18 protein-coding genes and 1 pseudogene are annotated in these 19,939 nt (G+C 56.2%); 9 read left to right on the forward strand and 10 right to left on the reverse strand.

The genetic code is table 11. From position 1 onward, the window contains the following. Positions 1 to 26: 26 nt before the first annotated feature. Entirely contained in the window at positions 27 to 509 is a 483-nt protein-coding gene (locus EXN68_RS12300) for a hypothetical protein (protein WP_142841039.1), read from the forward strand. Between the two features lie 23 nt (positions 510 to 532). Here the strand turns inward: EXN68_RS12300 and EXN68_RS12305 are convergent. From EXN68_RS12305 to EXN68_RS12315, 3 genes and pseudogenes are all read right to left on the reverse strand, one after another. Continuing rightward, positions 533 to 1,117: pseudogene (locus tag EXN68_RS12305) on the reverse strand (recombinase family protein). 312 nt (positions 1,118 to 1,429) lie between these two features. Continuing rightward, complete coding sequence (locus EXN68_RS12310) at positions 1,430 to 3,070, reverse strand: response regulator receiver domain (protein ID WP_142841040.1); 1,641 nt, start codon at positions 3,068 to 3,070, stop codon at positions 1,430 to 1,432. Next, positions 3,071 to 5,197, reverse strand: coding sequence for an ATP-binding protein (locus EXN68_RS12315; protein WP_142841041.1), 2,127 nt, complete (start codon positions 5,195 to 5,197; stop codon positions 3,071 to 3,073). 95 nt (positions 5,198 to 5,292) lie between these two features. Here EXN68_RS12315 and EXN68_RS12320 point away from each other — a divergent pair, with 95 nt between their 5' ends. Further along, positions 5,293 to 6,549, forward strand: coding sequence for a hypothetical protein (locus EXN68_RS12320; protein ID WP_142841042.1), 1,257 nt, complete (start codon positions 5,293 to 5,295; stop codon positions 6,547 to 6,549). Between the two features lie 91 nt (positions 6,550 to 6,640). Here EXN68_RS12320 and EXN68_RS12325 read toward each other — a convergent pair whose 3' ends face one another. After that, complete coding sequence (locus EXN68_RS12325) at positions 6,641 to 7,624, reverse strand: hypothetical protein (protein WP_142841043.1); 984 nt, start codon at positions 7,622 to 7,624, stop codon at positions 6,641 to 6,643. Positions 7,625 to 8,019: 395 nt separating this feature from the next. On the opposite strand from EXN68_RS12325, the gene aqpZ reads away from it, so the two are divergent. Continuing rightward, entirely contained in the window at positions 8,020 to 8,709 is a 690-nt protein-coding gene (gene aqpZ / locus EXN68_RS12330) for an aquaporin Z (RefSeq protein WP_142841044.1), read from the forward strand. Between the two features lie 89 nt (positions 8,710 to 8,798). Further along, positions 8,799 to 9,092, forward strand: a complete 294-nt coding sequence (locus tag EXN68_RS12335; RefSeq protein WP_046800726.1) for a hypothetical protein — start codon at positions 8,799 to 8,801, stop codon at positions 9,090 to 9,092. Positions 9,093 to 9,304: 212 nt separating this feature from the next. Here the strand turns inward: EXN68_RS12335 and EXN68_RS12340 are convergent, their stop codons facing one another. Next, complete coding sequence (locus tag EXN68_RS12340; protein ID WP_161991312.1) at positions 9,305 to 11,266, reverse strand: glycosyltransferase family 2 protein; 1,962 nt, start codon at positions 11,264 to 11,266, stop codon at positions 9,305 to 9,307. A gap of 170 nt (positions 11,267 to 11,436) precedes the next feature. Here EXN68_RS12340 and EXN68_RS12345 point away from each other — a divergent pair, with 170 nt between their 5' ends. Beyond that, positions 11,437 to 12,198, forward strand: coding sequence for a transporter substrate-binding domain-containing protein (locus tag EXN68_RS12345; protein ID WP_142841045.1), 762 nt, complete (start codon positions 11,437 to 11,439; stop codon positions 12,196 to 12,198). A 100-nt stretch (positions 12,199 to 12,298) separates the two neighbouring features. Here the strand turns inward: EXN68_RS12345 and uppX are convergent, their stop codons facing one another. After that, positions 12,299 to 13,591: a Wzx-type polysaccharide biosynthesis protein UppX gene (gene uppX, locus EXN68_RS12350; protein ID WP_161991313.1), complete on the reverse strand. Its 1,293-nt coding sequence runs from the start codon at positions 13,589 to 13,591 to the stop codon at positions 12,299 to 12,301. Positions 13,592 to 13,880: 289 nt separating this feature from the next. On the opposite strand from uppX, the gene uppY reads away from it, so the two are divergent. Both uppY and EXN68_RS12360 read left to right on the forward strand, forming a co-directional pair. After that, positions 13,881 to 15,176, forward strand: coding sequence for a Wzy-type polysaccharide biosynthesis protein UppY (uppY, locus tag EXN68_RS12355; RefSeq protein WP_142841046.1), 1,296 nt, complete (start codon positions 13,881 to 13,883; stop codon positions 15,174 to 15,176). A 26-nt stretch (positions 15,177 to 15,202) separates the two neighbouring features. Further along, complete coding sequence (locus EXN68_RS12360; RefSeq protein WP_142841047.1) at positions 15,203 to 15,955, forward strand: polysaccharide deacetylase family protein; 753 nt, start codon at positions 15,203 to 15,205, stop codon at positions 15,953 to 15,955. 47 nt (positions 15,956 to 16,002) lie between these two features. Here the strand turns inward: EXN68_RS12360 and EXN68_RS12365 are convergent, their stop codons facing one another. Together EXN68_RS12365 and EXN68_RS12370 are read right to left on the reverse strand one after the other, a co-directional pair. Beyond that, on the reverse strand, positions 16,003 to 16,653 hold the full coding sequence (locus EXN68_RS12365) for a S24 family peptidase (RefSeq protein ID WP_046800522.1): 651 nt from the start codon (positions 16,651 to 16,653) through the stop codon (positions 16,003 to 16,005). Between the two features lie 113 nt (positions 16,654 to 16,766). After that, positions 16,767 to 17,417, reverse strand: coding sequence for a response regulator (locus EXN68_RS12370; RefSeq protein WP_142841048.1), 651 nt, complete (start codon positions 17,415 to 17,417; stop codon positions 16,767 to 16,769). 241 nt (positions 17,418 to 17,658) lie between these two features. Here EXN68_RS12370 and EXN68_RS12375 point away from each other — a divergent pair, with 241 nt between their 5' ends. Continuing rightward, positions 17,659 to 18,012 (forward strand): DUF952 domain-containing protein, encoded by a 354-nt coding sequence (locus tag EXN68_RS12375; protein ID WP_142841049.1) that lies wholly within the window; start codon positions 17,659 to 17,661, stop codon positions 18,010 to 18,012. Beyond that, a complete protein-coding gene (locus EXN68_RS12380) occupies positions 18,012 to 19,103 on the forward strand; it encodes a quinone-dependent dihydroorotate dehydrogenase (RefSeq protein ID WP_142841050.1) in 1,092 nt (363 codons plus the stop codon). The genes EXN68_RS12375 and EXN68_RS12380 overlap by 1 nt, the downstream gene beginning before the upstream one ends. A 63-nt stretch (positions 19,104 to 19,166) precedes the next feature. On the opposite strand, the gene EXN68_RS12385 is transcribed toward EXN68_RS12380, so the two are convergent. Both EXN68_RS12385 and EXN68_RS12390 read right to left on the reverse strand, forming a co-directional pair. After that, positions 19,167 to 19,667 (reverse strand): CAP domain-containing protein, encoded by a 501-nt coding sequence (locus EXN68_RS12385; protein ID WP_142841051.1) that lies wholly within the window; start codon positions 19,665 to 19,667, stop codon positions 19,167 to 19,169. 1 nt (position 19,668) lies between these two features. Continuing rightward, positions 19,669 to 19,935, reverse strand: a complete 267-nt coding sequence (locus tag EXN68_RS12390) for a DUF6460 domain-containing protein (protein WP_046800527.1) — start codon at positions 19,933 to 19,935, stop codon at positions 19,669 to 19,671. Positions 19,936 to 19,939 lie beyond the last annotated feature (4 nt).

Here is a 19,939-nt window from a genome sequence, read left to right on the forward strand (position 1 = left end):
CATTGTAGAAGACGCCGATATAATTAATGAAGATGTTGAAATCCTTCTCCTCCATTATTGTCGGATCTCTGTTCCTGACTGGATGCACCGCATTGAATCAGACATCGTCGGCGATCAACGACGCGAATAGCGGTGTCGTCGCTGCGATGCTGTCACCATACCGAAAACTTGACTCCCAATGGCGAGGCAAGACACTCGCAGACTTTCAGAGCAGGTTCGGGGCACCGACAGGCCAGGACAAGGAAGGGAACCGCGTGTGGTTTCGCACCATTGTCGCGCATATTCCGGGACAATATGTTGAGACAGCGGACTATATGCAAAATATGACAATTAGACGCAGGGAGTTCATTTCTGCGCACGACGCGCAGAAAAGTTGCGAGATCGCCGTCACGGTGAAAGCAGGACGGATAGCAGCGATAAACGCGCGTCGCGATATCGGTATTCCGACGGACAGCTATCGCCTGTCTTCAGGGATGGAATCGACTTGCCAGCGGATATTTGGATTATAATCTTTAGTCTATCTATCGATATATCATTCTCTTTTTGGTCCAGTGTTCACGCCGCCCTCATCTGCGGAATTTTGAAGTATTCGGTAGACCTGCATTCGAGAACAGCCGACCGAAGCAGCTATAGCGGATGGCAGCATTCCCTGCGTCGATAGGCGTATAACGAGATCGCGATCCACACGACGACTTCCACCCTTGTATACACCGAGATTCTTCGCGCGCTCGATACCCTCGCGCTGCCGCTCTCTGATGAAGCGCCGTTCCATCTGCGCCACCATGCCGAGCACGGTCTAAATGACTTTTCCCATTTCGCCTTTTGTTGAAACGTGTGGTTCGAGAACAGTGATGTATGCGCCGCGCTGTTCACATTCGTGGACGATGTTTAGAACATCACGGGTGTCACGGCCGAGGCGATCAAGTCGGGTGACGATCAACTCGTCATCTTCGCGCAAGAACTCGATGATCGTTGCCAACTCGGTTCGGCCTCGGCGGCTTGCGCCTGAGACTTTTTCGCACCGGACGATCTGGCAGCCTTCGGCTACAAGCCGCTGTTGCTGAATTTCTAAATCCTGATCAAGCGTGCTTACGCGCGCGTACCCAATTCGAGCCATGTGTCACCTCAAGCTTTAGGCTTGACGCTACCCCGTCACAAATAGTCGCTGTCAACCCAGATGTTACATGAGTGGCTGTAACCGCTGGTTCGTCACATGAGGGTATAACCCTGATGTAACACGTGCCGTTGCGCCTTGCGAACATTGGTGCTCGCCATCACAAGGCACTTGGGGGCGCCTTGGCGTCTCTCGGTTAGGAGGCCTTGGAATAGGTAGGTAGCATGCCCGGTTTCGCGCATACCTAACAATCGGCTATGGAACTAGGTATTGGCTTCCATCGCGCCAGAGATGCAGCAGCGTCTGCCCGCCTCTCTACTTTTTCGCGGAACCGCCCAGACGCAACCACTCATACTCATCGATCCCGACACGGGCGAGCGACCCGGAGACGTCCGTTGCAATCCGTTGAGCTTTCAGCGGATCGATGTCGCCGAGCCACCAGTAGACGTGGTCGTTCGAGCTGTTGAACAGGAACCTGCCGTCCTCGGACTCTGCGCGCACCGTCTCGGAGAGGTCAGGCTTGAACTTGTCGTACAGCCGAGATCCGGCCGAGGTACTGACATACACCACAACCTTCTTCTCTCCATCCCGTATAACCAAGTTTTCCGTAGACTTTGCTGCCTTCTTCGCGACTAATTCGATGAAAGGGAAATAGCGACTCTCCGTGATGCGCACCGTGTCGCAGGCAGGTTGAACACAAAGGAAATATCGGGTCTTTCTGCCCACCTGCTTGACGACGCTACCCAAGGTCAGTGTCGGTAACCAGCCCTCCGGCAGTGGGTTAAAACCGCCGGGCTCTCTGACAAAAGTGGCGAATCGAGCAAAGTTCTGGCTGAGTTCCTTTTCGATATCACCGACTTTGGCGGGGTCGTTCTTGCTTATCGGTAAGAACAGCGACTTGTGAAAACCATCAAGCCTACCGGCGCCCTTTAGAACGCTCTCGCGGAGCTGATCCTTGGTCGTGCCGGCAGCTTCCAGATGTGCCTCCGCCTCAGGATAGCTGAAGTGCTCGTCAAGCCAGGCCGATAACTCTTGGTCGCCGAGCGCGTTGCCCAAATGCTTGGGCAACGATAGCACACTCTTCATTTGAAGAAGGAATAGGTTCATCGCAAAGCCACGCGCCTCAGTGACGTGACCAAGCAACATGCGGTGGCCAACGAAGGCGGTATCAAGGCTAGTGTCGAGATTGGCGAGGATATGGTGTGTGGCGTCCCGCAATGCCGCAATGCCGAGCAATGCGAAATTCGCCAAAAGGCCATGGCTAAGCTTGGCAAACTCCTCCACCGCAAAGTCCGGCAGGTCCTCGACCGCTACGCCGACATTAATAGACCTCTTTCTCACGAACCGGACCCGGCAAGTTCCGATCGTCAGAAGGGTGTCATCGTTGGGATCTTCCACTGCATCGAACTTCGCTCTCTTGAGATGCTCGCCCAATGCTTTGCGACGGTCAGCGAGCGGGTCGGCGCTGGTGTAAACGATCACGAGGCGGAGCCGGCCGTTGAGTTCCCGATCTTCAGTCAGTATTTTTTCGAGGATAGACCTTGCGAGGTTGTCTTGGTTGGGACGCAGGTACCAGTCGATTATCACGACGTCGGCGACGGATGCGGCGCGAACTGCTCGGTCTATGACTTGGGAGTCGGTGTCGGCCACCTCCGGCTTAAGGACGCCGCAAACGATCCGCTTATCCAGAAACGCGTCCGCCAGCGGCTTAATTTTCACCTCCGCATCGTTACCCAGTGCTTGATGTACAACGTCTGGCGAAGCGTCACCGATGTGATTCTCGTTCGGTGCATTCGCAAAGAGAGGAGGTTCCGCCAGATCCTCCTCCGGGAGTTGCGTAGGAGGTTCGGCGATGATCTCGTCATCAATCACTATGGCGGTCTTCAAGAAACGTTTTGTCGCCTTAAGGCCGTACTCCTTAAAGGCGGGCTTCGCTTGTGCGGCGTCTAAACTCATTCACTGTCCCCCTGCTCGTAGGATCATGTCATCGGGAACCGTGATCACGAAAGTCGGCGAAACGTCTCCGGCCGCTCGTTCCAGGATGATGTCCATTCTTTCTTTACGTAATCCATCTCGCGACAGGTATAGGCCCATTCCTCTGCCCGCCGGCTTGTTGCTTATGCCGAATTCGAACATACCTTCAGCGTCGCGCGGATCGATGCCTGGGCCGGAATTGGAGATCGTCAGACCTACGGGCGAAACATCGAACTTGATAGTTTTAGATTGGTCGCGCATCTCTCCCAACCAGTAAATTGCGTTGTCCACGACGTTTGCGAACACCGGTAGGAGCGTCGACGGGAAAGTAGTAACCGTAGTAGCGCGGAAAGCGTCGGGCGCGTCCAACTCGATGCCATGCCGTTCGAAGCGAGGCCCAAAAACGGTCCGAATGAATTCTTCAATCTCAGTACCCGATACCGGAACACGTCGTCGCTGCAGCCGCCGATTCAGAGGCACGAATAGTTGCAGGTAAGATTCGAGATGTTCGAAACTAATCTGCAACCTGCTGTAAAGATCGTCAAGCCCACGGTTCCGACTTGCCCAGGGCTTAAGTGCATCGAGTCCCCTGTTGATGTTGCGGACCTGACCAGAGAACTCGTGCTGCACAAGGCCGAGGGCTAGACCAATCTGGGCTAGGTCAGCATATTGATCGACCCTCTCCTTCAATTCATCATTCTCACTTTCCAACGCGGCGGCAACGTCCAACAAGTCGTGTTGGTTTACCATTCCCTCCATCACCGAACGCAATTGCTCACCCAAAGCATCCATTAACTGCGTGGAACGTCCGGCAGATTCCCGAACTTGATCGATCAGTCGGTCGCGCCGGTGTTCGATTTCCTGCGGTGTGAGTGCAGCCACCTCGGTTCGCGCCAAATCGGATTTGACGGCCTCGACTTGGTTGCTGAGGTCAGCCCAGCTTCGATTGATCGTGGCGCGAATCTCGCTGTCGAGCTTTTCGAGTGTGGTGCTCACCTTCTTGCGGGCATCGCCGGCGCTTGACAGTGCCACCTCTGATTCCCTCTTGACGGGTTCATCCAACCGACGACGGGGGTCCACTTCCGTTGTGCCATCGGTAAGCAGCCTACGGATTTGCTCGGTGATTTCAGCCACCATCGGCTCGTAGTGTCCGGTCAGAAGTCTTTCGCGTTCACGTAGGTAGGCTTGAAAGTCCTGTTGCTGCCGCTTATTCATTCCAAATTGCCGAGGCCGCGGAATAGATATGCGATCCCGCAGGCCTTTGTTTGCAATTTCGAATTCGGCCTCTATCGTCAGAAGACGGTCGCCGGCAGCGACGGGATTGGCGAGGGCGGTCAAGCCGTTCAGCCGAGCAGCGAAACCTGATCGCACCTCTTTGCACGCAAACTCGAATTCCCCGCTTCTGGCGCTCTCGAAGAAGCGCGACAGGGCATCATTAAACGTATCTTTAGCTGTCTTGACGCTCTTCGCACGCTTCTGAAGGATCTCATAGTCGCGCTGTTTGTTCTTGCGGATGGCATCGAAGTCAGTGGAAATGCGTGCTTTTTCGCGAAAAAAGTCGAACGCAAGTCGTTCGAAGAGGCGTTCTAGCAGCGAGACCATCTGTCGATAGGCCTTGTTCTGCCTGAAGCCCTCTCGGCCAGCCTTTTCGACGAGATTGGCATTGTGTTTATTAGTCAGCCGGACGTCACCTATGAGGCGCCGGTAGGAGAAAAACCAGTCATTTGCCGAGAGTGTGCGACGCCGCTCAATGTTCAGCCAATCCACGTCCGAATTGCCGTAGGGAAGAATTCGAATACCGTCGCGATAGACATAAAGGCCGCCAATGTTGTCGAGTTTGTCACCTAGTATCTTCCACTCATCGAGTGGCATGCGGGTGACGGGATGCATATGCTCATTCTTGCGATGATACCGCCCAACGGACGTGAGGGCCGTCGTCTGACGGACGTTATTGCGAATGCACCGGCGCACCCAAATGTCGAGGTAACGTGTCCAGCGAGATGCTGGGCATCTGGAGTGAGCTCCGGTGCGGAGCCGTCTGCGCGGCTTGGTCGCTTCCTGCGCCTGCTCTTCGATATTGAGCGGATCAAATCGGTGTGCTTCCGACATGTTGCGGAAGTCATCGGAGGCGGAGACGGATAAACACTGCCTTGCAACTTTTGCGTTGGCCTGTAGACTTTCACCTATATTGAGCGGGGGAAGAAATGCAGAGAAGCTACTGTGCCGCCATTTTATTTTTTCTCGCTGCGGTAAATGCCGGCGCAGCGGATTGCGATGCAATTCTTAACTCAAGCCTGATGAACCAGTCGTTGGTTGTTGATCAAGCCTCCGCATCATCGGCTGCGAAAAGTTCGTTCTGCAACATGGACTATAGCCAAGCTAGCTCGTCCTCGAATACGGAACTGGCGGTTCAGTACGGAATATTTGACGGCAGCGGCGGCCACAGTTCGCAGAAATTCAATGAGTGGAAGAGCGAAAACTGTGGCGATGCATCAAACTCAAGCCGCACTGATCAATTTCGATATGAAGCTCAGAAGGCCTTGTCTGCGCGGGCCGTGCAAGCGTGGGAGGCATGCGTGCTCCAGCAGCCTGAGCTAACTTGCTATGCAAAGCCTAATAGCGATCCGGACCTCCTCACTATTGCGATAAACTGGCGGCCGCCCGGAAGTCGAGAAACAATCGTCTCTCGCTCTCGTATAGTCGGTGGCTCTAACGCTTCTGATCCATCGCTGCAGACGCAGCTTTATCAGCCACGTGAGAAAGTATTTTCTGGACAGGATAGCATACTGATTTCTCGAGAAAGGGCGCGCAACGTCACCGTTTCCCTTACAGTGGTCTATGGAGAAGATATTCGCAGAGAGTGCAGCGTTTTCAACGCGTTCAGGACCGAGCCGGCACCAGAGCGTGGTCCTGCATCGGTTGCAATTAGGTGGGAGCGTGTTGTACCGAACTTCGACACGGGACCTCTCCTCGGAAGATGTGACTGCCTTGCCGTTGCAACGGATATGAATACAAGAAACCTCACTGCGACGAACAACTGCACCGGAGAAGTGCTTTTGATGGGAGTGAGAGAAAGCTCTCCGCCGCAAGGCTTTATGTTGCCTCCGTTCCTCAAACAACCGGGTCGAGAATGGGCTCGTGTCGCGTTGGCAAAAAACACTAATGTTGTATTCGAGGCAAAAAACAGCCTTCCGGTTGGAATTACTGCATTCTCCTGCCCACCCATGCCGACTGTGCCAAAATTTCAGCAGTGCGTGATCCGACCCAGTGAACTGCCTCCGGGTACGCCAATGTCGATGTGCCCCGTCAATGCCTCCCGATTTGGTGAGGCCTGTACCTGCCCGAAGTTTGATAACGGCAGACAAGTCGGCGTATTCAACGGCGATTCACTGCCTTTGCCTCCTCCGGGGCAAGTGAGCACCCTTCCGGGAACACTAACTCCAGTGCCTCAGTTCCGTTGACCTATCGACTGGGCGCCGTTTGGGAGCAGCGGACGTCAACAGCAAGGTGTGTCCATGGACAGGGTGTCGAGAACGGACAAGGGGGATCCCGTTAACTTTTGATAATATCGCGAAAAGCCTTAGCAAAAGCTGCAGTCTCGACACCGTTGAGCTTTGGAGGTGCAAATGCGGTGGTAGGCCCGTCGCCAACGAGGCGCATGGTCTTCCGTTCGAGATCAAGGTCGCTCATACGCGCAAAGATGTGAGCGGCAACGTAGCGAGCGCGGCGCACCCAAATATCGAGGTAAGGCTGGTGGTTTTTGTATGAAAAGAAGCCATCCAAGATAAGTTGAAACAGCGTTTTTCGGTTGATGCGGATCGTTGACGCTGCATACAGTAACGCCAGTGTTTGCTTATTCTGGCTCCATCGCTGGTGAAGCAGAGACCGTGACACATATCTCTCTTTGTAAGGGAAATGCGGTTTGGTTGCTTTTAACTCGTCCAACGCGAGCACCGCTTTGTTGAGGCTTGGAACGAGCGGCCGGCCCCGAGCACTGAACCGGTCAACGGCATGATGAAGAAAAGTCATGGCGAGGACAGCAGTACTTATGACCTTTTCATTGCGTTCGAATTCTTCCCAAAGTGTCTCATAGGAGGGATTGTTTGCGAAAGCTTGATAGCCGCCCAAGCCGTCATAAATCTCGTCCAAAAAATCGATGCTTGTGAGGATGTAACGTGCCGTTATGTCTCTTTCCAAATTAAACTCGGCGTAACCCAACTTCAATTCGGCATCGTCCATATGGTCAAGAGCAGCATGCACCATCATAACTTCGCGAACGCGCCGCTCTCGAGGCGTGATCAACCAACCGCCGAAACTTACGGATAGAACATCCTTGTAGCCGGGGTAGTAATCATGGCTGTCGAGCAGTATCTGCAAGATTTCTTTGGCCCGGTACTTACCGACAAGCGCGAGGTCAATTGGGTGGACGTGGTTGGTCGATTGTTGTTTAGGAGCCCATCGTTGCTTCAGCGCGTCTATAGCCGCGATAACATCACGCATTTCCTTTGATTCAATCACATCTTTGACGTCGACCATGCTATCCCGCCTACTTTGGTGAACGGGATAAGACTATCTGATTCATAAAGATTTATGCAGCACGGCGACATGCAGCTCTTGGTGAATTTGGATGACCGCCAGTTAGCTTCGAAGTACCACGGTTCGTCCAGCAACATCCAACAGAAACACGGTATATTAAGCGGGAAAATTATCTAAATAGAGAAATTTATATATATATATATTTCAGTATGTTGTTTAGTGGCTCGATTCCCTTAACCCGCTCCATTTTTCCAATATAGCTGAAATCTTTTCCGGCCCGCGGGCAGGTCGTGCATGGCCGCCGCTAGGTGGCAAGTGCATCTCTACAATTTAACTTGACTACGATTAAATTGCACGTAATAGTTGACGCAGTCGTAACATTATGGGGAAGTGTTATGAGTCGCAAACTTCTTTCGGAATTTCTGGGAACTTTCTGGCTTGTCTTCGGTGGCTGCGGCAGTGCGGTTTTCGCTGCCGGGTTTCCAGAGCTTGGCATTGGTTTCCTCGGCGTTGCTTTTGCTTTCGGCCTGACCGTTCTGACCATGGCCTATGCGGTCGGAGGCATTTCCGGCGGTCATTTTAATCCGGCGGTTTCCGTTGGTCTGACGGTGGCCGGCAAGTTCCCGGTATCGAACCTCGTTCCTTATATTGTGGCGCAAGTTCTGGGCGCGATTGTTGCGGCAGCTGCGCTTTATGTCATCGTCACTGGCAAGGCGGGGGCCGAACTGGGTGGTTTTGCCGCCAATGGTTATGGCGAACATTCACCGGGTGGATATTCGCTCTTATCAGCGCTGCTGATCGAAGTGATCCTCACCGCATTTTTCCTGATCGTCATTCTGGGATCGACGCATGGCAGGGCTCCAGCCGGTTTTGCGCCAATTGCCATCGGTCTTGCCCTTACCCTTATCCATCTGATTTCCATTCCGGTCACCAATACCTCGGTCAATCCGGCCCGCTCGACGGGACAGGCATTGTTCGTCGGTGGATGGGCTCTACAGCAGCTGTGGCTGTTCTGGCTTGCTCCGATCCTCGGCGGCGCCATCGGTGCTGTGGTCTGGAAACTTTTCGGCGAGAAAGAAGAGTAAGGTCCAAGGCCAGCTCCTTCCTGCCCGCGCAGACATGAATGGGAAGTTTGTTTTCCCGAATGGTCGGGGAAACCATTGAGGAGGATGACATGGATCTTGCTTCGATATTGGCCCAGGTGATCGGTGGTGCGGTTGGCGGCACGGCTGGCGGGAAGATAGTCAAGGATTCCGATCTCGGCTCGCTTGGCAACCTGATTGCAGGCGCCATTGGCGGCATTGGCGGCGGAACCGTACTTGGCTCACTGCTTGGAGCGGCGGGAAATGCGGCGGCCGGTGGTGTGGATATCGGCGCTCTTGCGGGTCAGCTGGTTGGCGGCGGTGTCGGTGGTCTGATCGTTCAGATCATTGTCGGTCTGATCAAGAACAAACTCGTCGCCAAATAGGGCCGTTGGTCACCCGCGTGGTGGCGTGATAGAGCTTGCCGGAGGAGAAATCTCATTCGGCAAGGCTTCTGGTGTATTCCGTATCGATAACGGCAACTCGCCGAAACCGGATTTTTGCGGGATGCAGTAACACGTCTGCAATGGTGAGACTTGTTCTGCGGTTGCCGGAAAGACGTGTAGGAACTGCATTTACCGATATTGCCGATGCCGCGTCAGGACGAATTCTTGACGGCCGGCATATGTGGCGTCTTGTTCCAGACGAAGGGTCTGGTTTTCAGTTCCACAACCGCGCGCCACGCCGCAAAAGACAACATCAGCCAGTAAACCGGTATCGTCAGCCAATATTGTCCGACCTGTTGCTTCTCATAGGGTATCATTCTGTTTCGGCCCATCAGCACGAAGATCGTGTAGCTCCCGAGAATATTCAGCGTATCGATCAAGAACAGAATGCCCTGCCAGGACAATAGCGTATCTGTGCCGCTTTCCAGGATCGCCATGGCCATAAAGGCGAAGGAAAGAAATAGCAGAGGGTGGGTCAGCGACGATAAAAGCATGCCGCCGATCAACAGTTGAAAGACGATATAGTCGATCCATCCCATCTGGCGTGCAGTTGTAAGGGGCGCACGGGTCATCACCAGCCAGCTTTGCAGCCAGCCCTTGTACCAGCGCGCCCGTTGATTCAGCCACACGGAGAGCGAGGTTGGCGCGTCTTCCAGCGTCTGTCGCCGGATGACACCGCATCGATAACCGAGCCTGTGCAGCCTCAGGCCCATATCGGCGTCCTCGGTCACATTATAGGGGTCCCACGCACCGACGCGGCGCAATATCGCGGTGCGGAAATGGTTTGAAGTGCCGCCAAGAGGCAGCGGCAGCCTGTGTGCGGCAAGAACCGGTAACATGCAGCGAAAGAGGCCGGAATATTCCAGCGCGAAACAGGCGCTGAGCCAGGAGGAACGTGCATTGCTGATAATAAGCGGCGCCTGCAGGCAGGCCACTTCGTCGGGCTGGCGGCTAAAGGTGGCGTGGGCTTCGCGCAATTGCTGCGGATGCGGGCGGTCTTCCGCATCGTAAACGACAACGAAGGTGCCCTGCGCCCCGGCGAGTGCATAGGTCAGCGCCTTGGGTTTGGTGCGTGGCAGGGATGGCGGCACTTTTATGAGCTCAATATGCGGGCCGGGATTGACGCGCTTGATGGCGGCGATCGTCGCGTCATCATCCGCTTCGCAGATGAGTTTGATATCCAGTCGGGACCTGGGCCAATCCAGACGCTCCAGCGCGCCGATGAGTTGCTCGACGACTGCCTCCTCGCGATAGAGCGCCACGAGAACGGTGTAGACCGGCAGGTCGTTGTCGTTTCGGAGAGCGGGGAGGGCTTGTTTTTCGTTTTCCGTCGGAGCGTGCGGAGCATTAACAAGCGCAAACAGCCTGAAAAGCAGTGTGAAGAAATAGAGCATCGTCAGGCTGACGTGGATGTAAGCCAGGGCCGCTTCCGTATAAAAAAGCAACGACAGCGTCAGCAGCGTAACCAGAATGCCGGTGTAGAAACCCTGCTGGCCCTGTAATGTAATCCTGGCGGAATGGCCCGGTGCCGCGTTGAAAAGCCGTTGTTGCGCCTCCTGGCTGCGGCGCGTTTCACCTGCCTTCCAGATTGCGCTGCGCATGGCCTGCGGCGTGGTAACGGCAAGTTCGTCGAAAAGATGCGGATGCCGATCAAGCATGGTCTTCAGCAATTCAAACCGTCCCAGTTCCGGCACGATCAGAAGGAGCGGCCTGCCGTTCAGTGGCTTCAACCGGAGTAACTGTGGTTCGGCGAGTTGCGTATCGAGGGTTTTGATATCCTCGACCCGTTCCGGATCGATTTCCGGGAAAAACGGCAGCCGCAGAAATCTGGCAAAAGCACCGAAATAAGCGTCCGGCTGGACAAGGCCGCCTGCCAGCAACTCATCTTCCACCGTCGAGCCGTTTTTAAGAGCCCGCTGCTCGAATGCGTCGATATAGGGTTTGCCGAAGCCCAGTGAAACGAGGAACTGCGCCTGTCCGGGTTCGGCCTGCCCGGGTTCAGCCTGTTCGGCTGCGCTCCATTGCTGATCATCGCCCGAGAATGAAAATGCAATTTTCCGTTCCATTGGCGTCGTGCGAAACGATTCTCGTGTATAATGGCTAGATTGATCCATGCATCGCCGCCGCCGTCATGGTAATGTCCCACATCCTGCCACGGACAGTATAGATGAGAATGACGAATGTAACGCGAAATATAGGTATTGGTTTTACTTTAGCTTTCGCTTTACAATTTTTTGGTGTTATTGGCGAAGCTCGTGCCGAAGGTCTCTCGGACGGAAACCGTATGCCGGTGCTGTTTGATGCGCAGGAGCGATTTCCGGGCGGCGATCTTTCGTCCGTGCCGCGGATCAGGTTTTTGATGTCGGTTGATTTTCCGCCGTTCAATTTTACCGATCAGGAGGGCCGGCTCGCGGGTTTCCATGTGGATCTGGTGCGTGAAATCTGCGCCCAGCTGAAGGTGGAAAGCAAATGCCAGGTGCAGGCATTACCGTTTGACGAGCTGGAGGCGGCCCTGGAAATGGGGGAAGGCGAAGCGGTTATTTCCGGCATCGCCACCACCGCTGACCTGCGCAAGAGTTTTACCTTCTCGCGCCCCTATCTGCTGTTGCCCGCCCGTCTTGCGGTCAACAAGGCCGCGAAGTTTTCCGGGTCCGGTGCTGACGCCCTGTCGGGAAAAAAGGTGGGAGTTGTCGCCGGTTCGCGGCATGAACAGATGCTCAAGGCATTTTTTCCCAAAGCCGCGCCTGAAGGTTTCGAGGGTTATGAACCCATGTATGAAGCCCTGAAGACGGGCAAGGTGGACGCCGTCTTTGCTGACGGCCTGCGCCTGCCTTTCTGGATTTCGGGAAGCGCCGCCGAAGGCTGCTGCGCGCTCTTTGGCGGCCCTTATATGTCCGACAGGTTTCTTGGCGAAGGCCTTTCCATCATGGCCGTCGATCCGGATAATGTACTTGTGCCGGCCTTCGATCAGGCGCTTGCCGCACTTTCCCGCAACGGCCGGCTGGAAGAAATCTACCGCCGGTATTTCCCCTATGGGCTTTATTAGAGCATTCGGGAAAACCGCATAGCGGCGTTACGCTGGCAAACGCTGCGGATGACGATAGTTTCTGTGTCGATCCGGTTCAGATCGCCCGTGGCGTTACATCCTATTTCGCGGGGGCAAACGCCTCGTCATTACGGCGCAGTCGCAAAAGCGCGATCCACACCGCAGCGGCAATGGCGGTCTCCACCATGAAATAGCTGCCGATCGTTCCTGAAATGCTGAAAGACCAGGTGGCAAGCGCGACGACGACGGAACCGATGAGGTTACCGCTGTTCCATATCTTGGCGCGAATATCCTGCCGCCCGGATGCGCCTAGCGCTTCAAGCGCTGTTGCCGCAACAGCCATGGGTATCACCGCCCAGCAGAGAACCCGGGTGATGATGGGCAGCGAAACATATTCGTCGCCGAACAAGAGGGGCAGGAATGGTGCGATGATGAAGATCGCCAACGCGCTGCCGGCTGCGATGACGAGAGCAGCCTTCAACACATTATAGGCACGTTCTATCGTCTTGCTGATGCCCTGCAGGGCGGCGGAGGCCGAACCCGGATAGATCAGGCGGTTAAGCGCCTCAACGGAGAGGTAGGAACTGTCGAGAATTCGCCTGGCAATGGAATAGCTGCCCAGAACCTCGGCGCTGGCAATAGCGCCGAGAACCAGAATGTCGGCATTGCCGCGCACGGCCTTGAACAGGAACTGCGTGGAAAACAGAATGCCGATGCGGATTTCATCACGCACAATCCGGAATACCGGCCTGCCGAGCCTGCTGATTGCCTTCACGGAAATCACCGCCGCAATGGTGTGGGCGGCGAGGTTCCACAAAGCCCAGGCCTCCACCGTTTCCACCTTGAAAACGAGACAGGCGACCACGGCGGCAATCGTGCGCGCCACGGCGAACATCACTTCCAGCTTGTTGGCCGAGGCGAAGTCGGAATGGGCGATGAAACTCTGTGTGGAAAGCGAAATGACCTTCAAAAGAACGAGGTTGGTGATGAGGATGAGGAAGGTGGTGATAAGCGTGTGCAGCAATGTTTCCGAGGTCGGAAAAAACACCGGGATCGTTGCCATGCCGATAATGGTCAGGACCACACCGGTCGCCGCACTCAAAAGGTAACTGTGGCCAAGCATGACGGGAAACATGCTGCGATCCTGCGCCACGCGGCGAATGAGCGATTCCTGCGAGCCAATGCCGCAGATCTGCACACCCAGATTGGTCACGGCGGTAATCGAGGCGTAAAGCGCGAATTGTTCGACACCGAGATGGCGGGCGAGCAGGGCAAATGTCAAAAGCTGGGCGGCGCTGGACATCAGCAATGCCCCGCCGGATGCCATGTAGGTCAATCCCAGTCTGACTAGATGGCCGAACCGCGGCGTATTCAACGACACCTCATTCTCCATGTTTTTTCGACATTGCCGGGCAAGTTCAACAATGACCGCCCTGCCTTGCAATATTTCGCGAACTGAAAAAGCCGGTGATCGGCCAGTAATCTGAATGCCAATAACCCGAATGAATGGCAGTTTCTCCTGTCTTAGCCTTCTTGAGGTAAGAGAGGGTTAAAGCAATTGCACAATAATGATGATAATGACCGTTTATGGTTATTTGGACATGGCCCGGTTTCACAAGGGTTTTGTTGTTCGTCACAAGGCAGGCCAATGATCCGTTTTTCCGCTCCCGATGCAGGCGACCATGCCGCGTTTTGCTGATACGCAGTCCATTTCTGCGGAAAGCAGCGCCATGTCCCTTTCGGGCGGCCGCCGCGACGCGATCTTTTTCGTCGTCACGATGCTCTATATCTGGATTTCGGTAGCGCCTTTTGAGAACCTTGCCGCTCCGCCTGTGCCGCACGCCGCTGCAAACCAGCTGACTGGACTGGTGATCGCGCTGATTTTAGGTGTGTTTGCCCTGCGCCACCGGCTGACGGGGCTTTTGCTGCGGCCGCGTCTGCCCATCCTGTTGCTGTTTGCCTGGCTGGTGATCTGCTCGGTGGTTGGGGCGGGGCCCGGCACCTCGCTGCAACGCCTGATCTTCACGGCGCTTCTGTGCTTCATCACCAGCGTCCTTGTGGTCATGCCAAGGGACCGGCGGCAGTTTGACCGGATGATGGCCGTCTTCGCCATCATTCTCCTTGCGCTCTGCTATTTCGGGGTGATCTTCCTGCGCGCGCGCGCGGTCCACCAGCCTTATGATCTTGAGGAAAAAGCGCTTGCTGGCGACTGGCGCGGCATCTTCAACCACAAGAACGCCGCCGCGCCCGCCATGATCATTCTTTTCATGGTCGGGCTTTATCTGCGCAACGCCTGGTCAACGCTTGGCGGCATTGCGATCACGCTGCTGGCGGGGTTCTTCCTTTGGAAAACCAACGGGAAAACCGCCGCGATGCTGCTGCCCGTCACCATCGCGCTGATCTGGATCATGGAAAGACATGCCGGCCGGACATTGCTGATGATCGGCGGCCTCCTCACATTTCTCAACATCGTCGCGGTCGGCTCCACCTATTTTCCAAGCATACAGAATCTGGTCGAAAGCCTGGGCATCGATTCCACCTTCACCGGACGAACGGACATATGGCGCCTGTCCTTCGACACCTTTGCGCAATCGCCGATCTTCGGCCAGGGTTTCCAGGCATTCTGGACGAGCGATCGGCTTTTATCGCAGGCCGATATCGCCGGCACCTGGGCGGTCACGGCCTTTCACGCCCATAATGGTTATGTCGAAAGTCTGCTGAATGGCGGCCTGCCGGCTTTCATCCTGACAGTCATATGGCTCGTCATCATTCCCGCAAATGATTTTCGCACGGCGGTGGACCGCGGTACGGACCCGGCTTTGACGCGGCTTTTTGGACGAATCTGGGTGTATGCCTTACTTTCTTCGTGTCTTGAGAGTAATTTCTTTACCGGAACCGGGCCTATCTGGTCGTCTCTTCTGATCGCAATTTATTGTCTGAGGCATCAGGCTTACGACATACTTGAACAGGGGCAGTAATTCGTTGACAGGCCGGGGGGCTGGGTATGACGCAAAAAATCGGAACGATTGCAGACCGGGTCAATAACCGGCTCGTGCGGTATTTTTCGCGACCGGCGGTGCGGATCGAAACATCGCAGCCGATCGTCTCCTTCACATTTGACGATGTTCCGGCGAGTGCCTGGACGAGCGGCGCCCGCATTCTGGAGGATGAGGGTGTTCGCGGGACATTTTACATCGCGGGCGTTTTTATCGACGGGCATTATGAACAGCAGGAGATGATTTCCGCAAAGGGCTGTTCCGAGCTTGCAGCCGCCGGCCATGAGCTTGCCTGCCACACCTATTCCCACCGCAAACTATCGAGCTTTTCACGGCGCGGGCTTGAAGAAGATTTCGACCGCAATGACCGCGTGCTAGGATCGTACGACAAAAAACGGCACAGGCAGAATTTCTCCGTTCCTTTCGGCATGGCCTCGCCAATCATGCAGCCCCTGTTGCGGCGCCGGTTCAGAACCGCCCGCGGCATCATGCCCGGCATCAACCGTGGCAGCGTCGATCCGCATAATCTTGCCGCCGTCGAATTGCGGTCGGATCAAAATTATCTCGATGCCGCTGACCGCTGGCTGGAGGATGTTTTGCAAAATGGCGGCTGGCTCATCATTTTCACCCATGATGTTTCGACCACGCCGAGTTTTTACGGTTGCCCGGAAGAGAGGCTTCGAAGTCTTGTGCGCCGGGCGATGTCCGGAGGGGCGAAAGTCATGACGATGGATGCCGCCGCAAATGCGCTCGGTCTCTGAATAGGTATTGTGCTCGGTATAGCGCCAGCGGTTCGTTGCCCGCGCGCTTACTGGCTGGCCCAGATGATGCGGGCGATCCATTCCACATCGGCCATGTCGAAGCTGCGGTTCGGGTGTTCGGGGTTGAGCGACAGAAGCTCGATGTTCTTGGGGCTTTGCCGCGCCAGCACCTTGGCCATCACCTCACCGTCGCGACTTTTCAGCACCACACGGTCACCGCGCCGCACCTGCGCGCCCGGTTCCACAATGAGGATATCGCCGTCGCGGTAAAGCGGCATCATGCTTTCGCCTTGCACTTCCAGTGCATAGACGCCCTGTTTGCGTTCGGGGGACGAGGGGAATTCCACCACATCCCAACCTTGACCCGCTGGAAAACCGCCATCGTCGAAAAAACCGCCGGAACCGGCCTGCGCAAAGCCGAGAAGCGGAATGGCATTGTCGGCACCGGAAGGCTGCATGGTCTGCGCCTTGCCGAAAGCGTAGCCGAAAAACTGATCGACACTTGCCCCCGTTGCCTCCAACACCTTTGATACGGATTCCGTCGAGGGCCAGCGCTTGCGTCCGTCCGGGCCGAAACGCTTCGACTTGTTGAACGAGGTGGGATCGAGACCGGCACGTTTTGCCAGTGCTGATGGCGTCAGCTCATGACGCTTGGCTAGCGTATCGATGGCGCTCCAGATCGTCTCGTGTGAAAGCATGATAGAAAGCCCGCAGATGGAGCCGGTGGCGGAAAAGCTCCTGTCGTTTACCCACCGGAATCTAGACTATATCCAACCTGGAGTAAAGAAAGGAAAGGAATAAAATCCTTGGTTCACGCCACCATGGCCGATGTATTTATCTTGGCGAGCTGGATGACGGCCTGCGTGCGGCTGTCGACCTTGAGCTTCAGGAGGATCGCCGAGACATGCGCCTTGATGGTGGCTTCCGAAACATTCAGCTCATAGGCGATCTGCTTGTTCAGTAACCCTTCAGCCAGCATGCCGAGAACCCGGCTCTGCTGCGGCGTCAGCGTTCTGAGCCGGGCGATGAGATCGGCGACGTCCGAATCCTGTTCCTTTTCACCTTGATGACCCGCCGGTATCCAGACATCGCCTTCCAGCACCGCGCGGATGCCATCGCGGATATCATCGATACCGGAAGATTTGGAAATGAAACCGGAAGCGCCGAGCTCGATGGATCGACGGATGGTGGTTGCGTCGTCCGTTGCCGAAACGATGACGATCGGCAGGCTGGAAAATTCCGCCCTGAGCGCCATCAGGCCGGAAAATCCGCTAACCCCCGGCATGGCGAGATCGAGAAGCATCAGATCGGCGTCGTGGCGCGCCGTTGCCGCACTTCGGGCGGCTTCGAAATCTCCCGCTTCCACAATGGTCTGCTGCCCATCAAGACCGGATACGGCCTGTTTGAGGGCACCGCGAAAAAGCGGGTGATCATCTGCAATAATAATGACAAGTTCCGACATTCTGGCCCCCTCCCAAGGGCGTTATGCGGTTCTTTCGCGGGTACTGGTGCACTCCCTTGCCGGCGGTCGAAACGCGCCCGGCTCCTCCGCTCAAGGTTGCGCCAATCGCTTGCGCATTACAAGAAAAAGCTTGTGGGGAGGTGGCCTTTGAAGCCCTCCGCAATAAAAATGCCGTGGAAACTGTGGACAATCTTCGAGCTTTGCGGCAAATCCCGCTGAGTGGAAAGCCTTGGAGAGCCCTATGCAGGAAACGCCCGCGATCATCTATAAAATCGTGCCGGAGACGTTGTGGAGTGCAGCCAGGGCAAAAGGCGTGTTCGAAGGTGCGGCTATCGACCTGACCGACGGCTTTATTCATTTTTCGACGGCGAAACAGGTGGCCGAGACCGCCGCGCGGCATTTTTCCGGCCAGGTCGATCTGCTTCTGATCGCAGTCGACGGCGCAGCGCTGGGCGACAGGCTGGTCTATGAGCCCTCCAGAGGCGGCGATCTTTTCCCTCACCTCTATGCCCCGCTTCCCTTGAGCGCCGTGCTTTGGGAAACGCCGCTCTCACTCGATCATGATGGCCAGCACCAGTTTCCGGAGATTTTATGATGAGCGGATTATTTTCCTCTGTCGGCCGCAAGGGCCTGTTTCTGGTCGATCCGGAAAAGGCGCATGGACTGTCCATCGCCGCGCTGAAAAGCGGCTTTCTGCCCACGTGCATGGTGCCGCATGATCCGCGCCTGCAACAGACCGTTGCCGGTCTCGTCTTTCCCAATCCGCTCGGCATGGCGGCAGGTTATGACAAGAACGCCGAAGTGCCGGGACCGCTTCTGCGGCTCGGTTTCGGCTTCACGGAAATCGGTACCGTCACGCCAAAAGCGCAATCCGGCAATCCGAAACCCCGCATCTTCCGTCTGGTTGAGGATGAAGGCGTCATCAATCGCCTCGGTTTCAACAATGAAGGCCATGCCGCAGCGCTGGAGCGCCTGAAGCAGGCGAGCCTGCGGGGCATCGTCGGCGTCAATATCGGCGCCAACAAGGATAGCGAAGACCGTATTGCCGATTACGTGCAGGGCATCGAGGCGTTTTATTCGGTCGCATCCTATTTCACTGTCAATATTTCCTCGCCCAACACGCCCGGCCTGCGCGACCTGCAGGCGCGCGAAAGCCTTGCCGCACTTCTCGTTGCGGTGCTGGAACGTCGCAAGGCGCAGGCTGAGCGCTTTGGTAAACGCATCCCGGTCTTTCTCAAGATCGCGCCCGATCTGACCGAAGAGGGAATGGATGACGTCGCCGAAGAAGCACTCGCCCATGATCTCGATGGCTTGATCGTCTCCAATACCACGCTCTCCCGCGAAGGCCTGCGGCCCGGTCCGCACAAAGGCGAGACCGGCGGCTTGTCCGGCAAACCGTTGTTCGAGCTCTCGACCACGGTTCTCGCCAAGATGCGCCGTCGCGTCGGCGACAATCTGCCGATCATCGGTGTCGGCGGCGTCTCATCTGCGGAAACCGCGCTGGAAAAGGTGAGGGCAGGGGCCGATCTGGTGCAGCTCTATTCCTGCATGGTCTATGAAGGCCCGGGCCTGCCATCCACCATCGTCAAAGGCCTGTCGAAGCTGGTCGCCCGTGAGGGTGTGCAGTCCATTCGTGACCTGCGCGACAGCACCGTAGACCGCTGGGCCGACCGCAAGCTCGGCTGATTCCGGAGCGGGGTAGGGGCGCGGCGACTTGGCTTGCCCGTGAACCCCGCTTCCGTCATCTGATCAGGCGCAGAGCACCATCGCCCAATAGGGCCGGTTGCGGCTGGCGGCATCATAGGCAACCGCGACGCCAAGGCCATTATAAGGCCCAAGCATGTTTTCAAGATGGTGCTGCGAGCCGATCCAGGCCTTGACCACCCGCTCGACGCTGTCCTGTCCGGCGGCCACGTTTTCCGCTGCCGGAAGCGGCACCTTGCCGTCCTTCATGCGGATAAGGAAACTGTCGGTGAGGCCAATCAGATGCGCCATCTTCTGCGCCTTGACCATGCGGCCGGCCTGATAGGCGGCAGCACCGCTTGCCGCGCCGTTGATGGAAAGCGGCGAAAGCCCCTTAGAGCGGCGCAGGTCATTGACCATCGGCAGCGCCGCCGCCGTCTCATCGCGGGTGCCTGATGGCATTCCCTTGTTGGTGGGCATGGAAACGCAGGCGGAAAGAACGGAGCCGGCGGAAATCAGCACGAAGCCGCGCCGGGAAAGCGTCTGAAGTGATGATGTATTGGTCATGTCAGCGGCGATAGCTCAGCAGGCGCAGGATGATGAAAACGGGAATGACGATCGTGGCCCCGAGGATCAGATAGTCGCCGATTGCGCCCAGCGCATGGAAACCGCTGCGCCACAGGTCGACGACGAAATCGCGCGCGCTATAGATGATGTTCCACGGCGTCAATCCGAAGATCGCCATCAGAAAACCGACGAGCAGCGAAACCACCAGCAGCTTCACCACGGTGCGGGCCACCGTATCACCCAGCATTTTGTTGACCTCACCGGCCATCAGC

The sequence above is a fragment of the Martinezella rhizogenes genome (assembly GCF_007002745.1).
Lineage (GTDB): Bacteria > Pseudomonadota > Alphaproteobacteria > Rhizobiales > Rhizobiaceae > Agrobacterium > Agrobacterium cucumeris.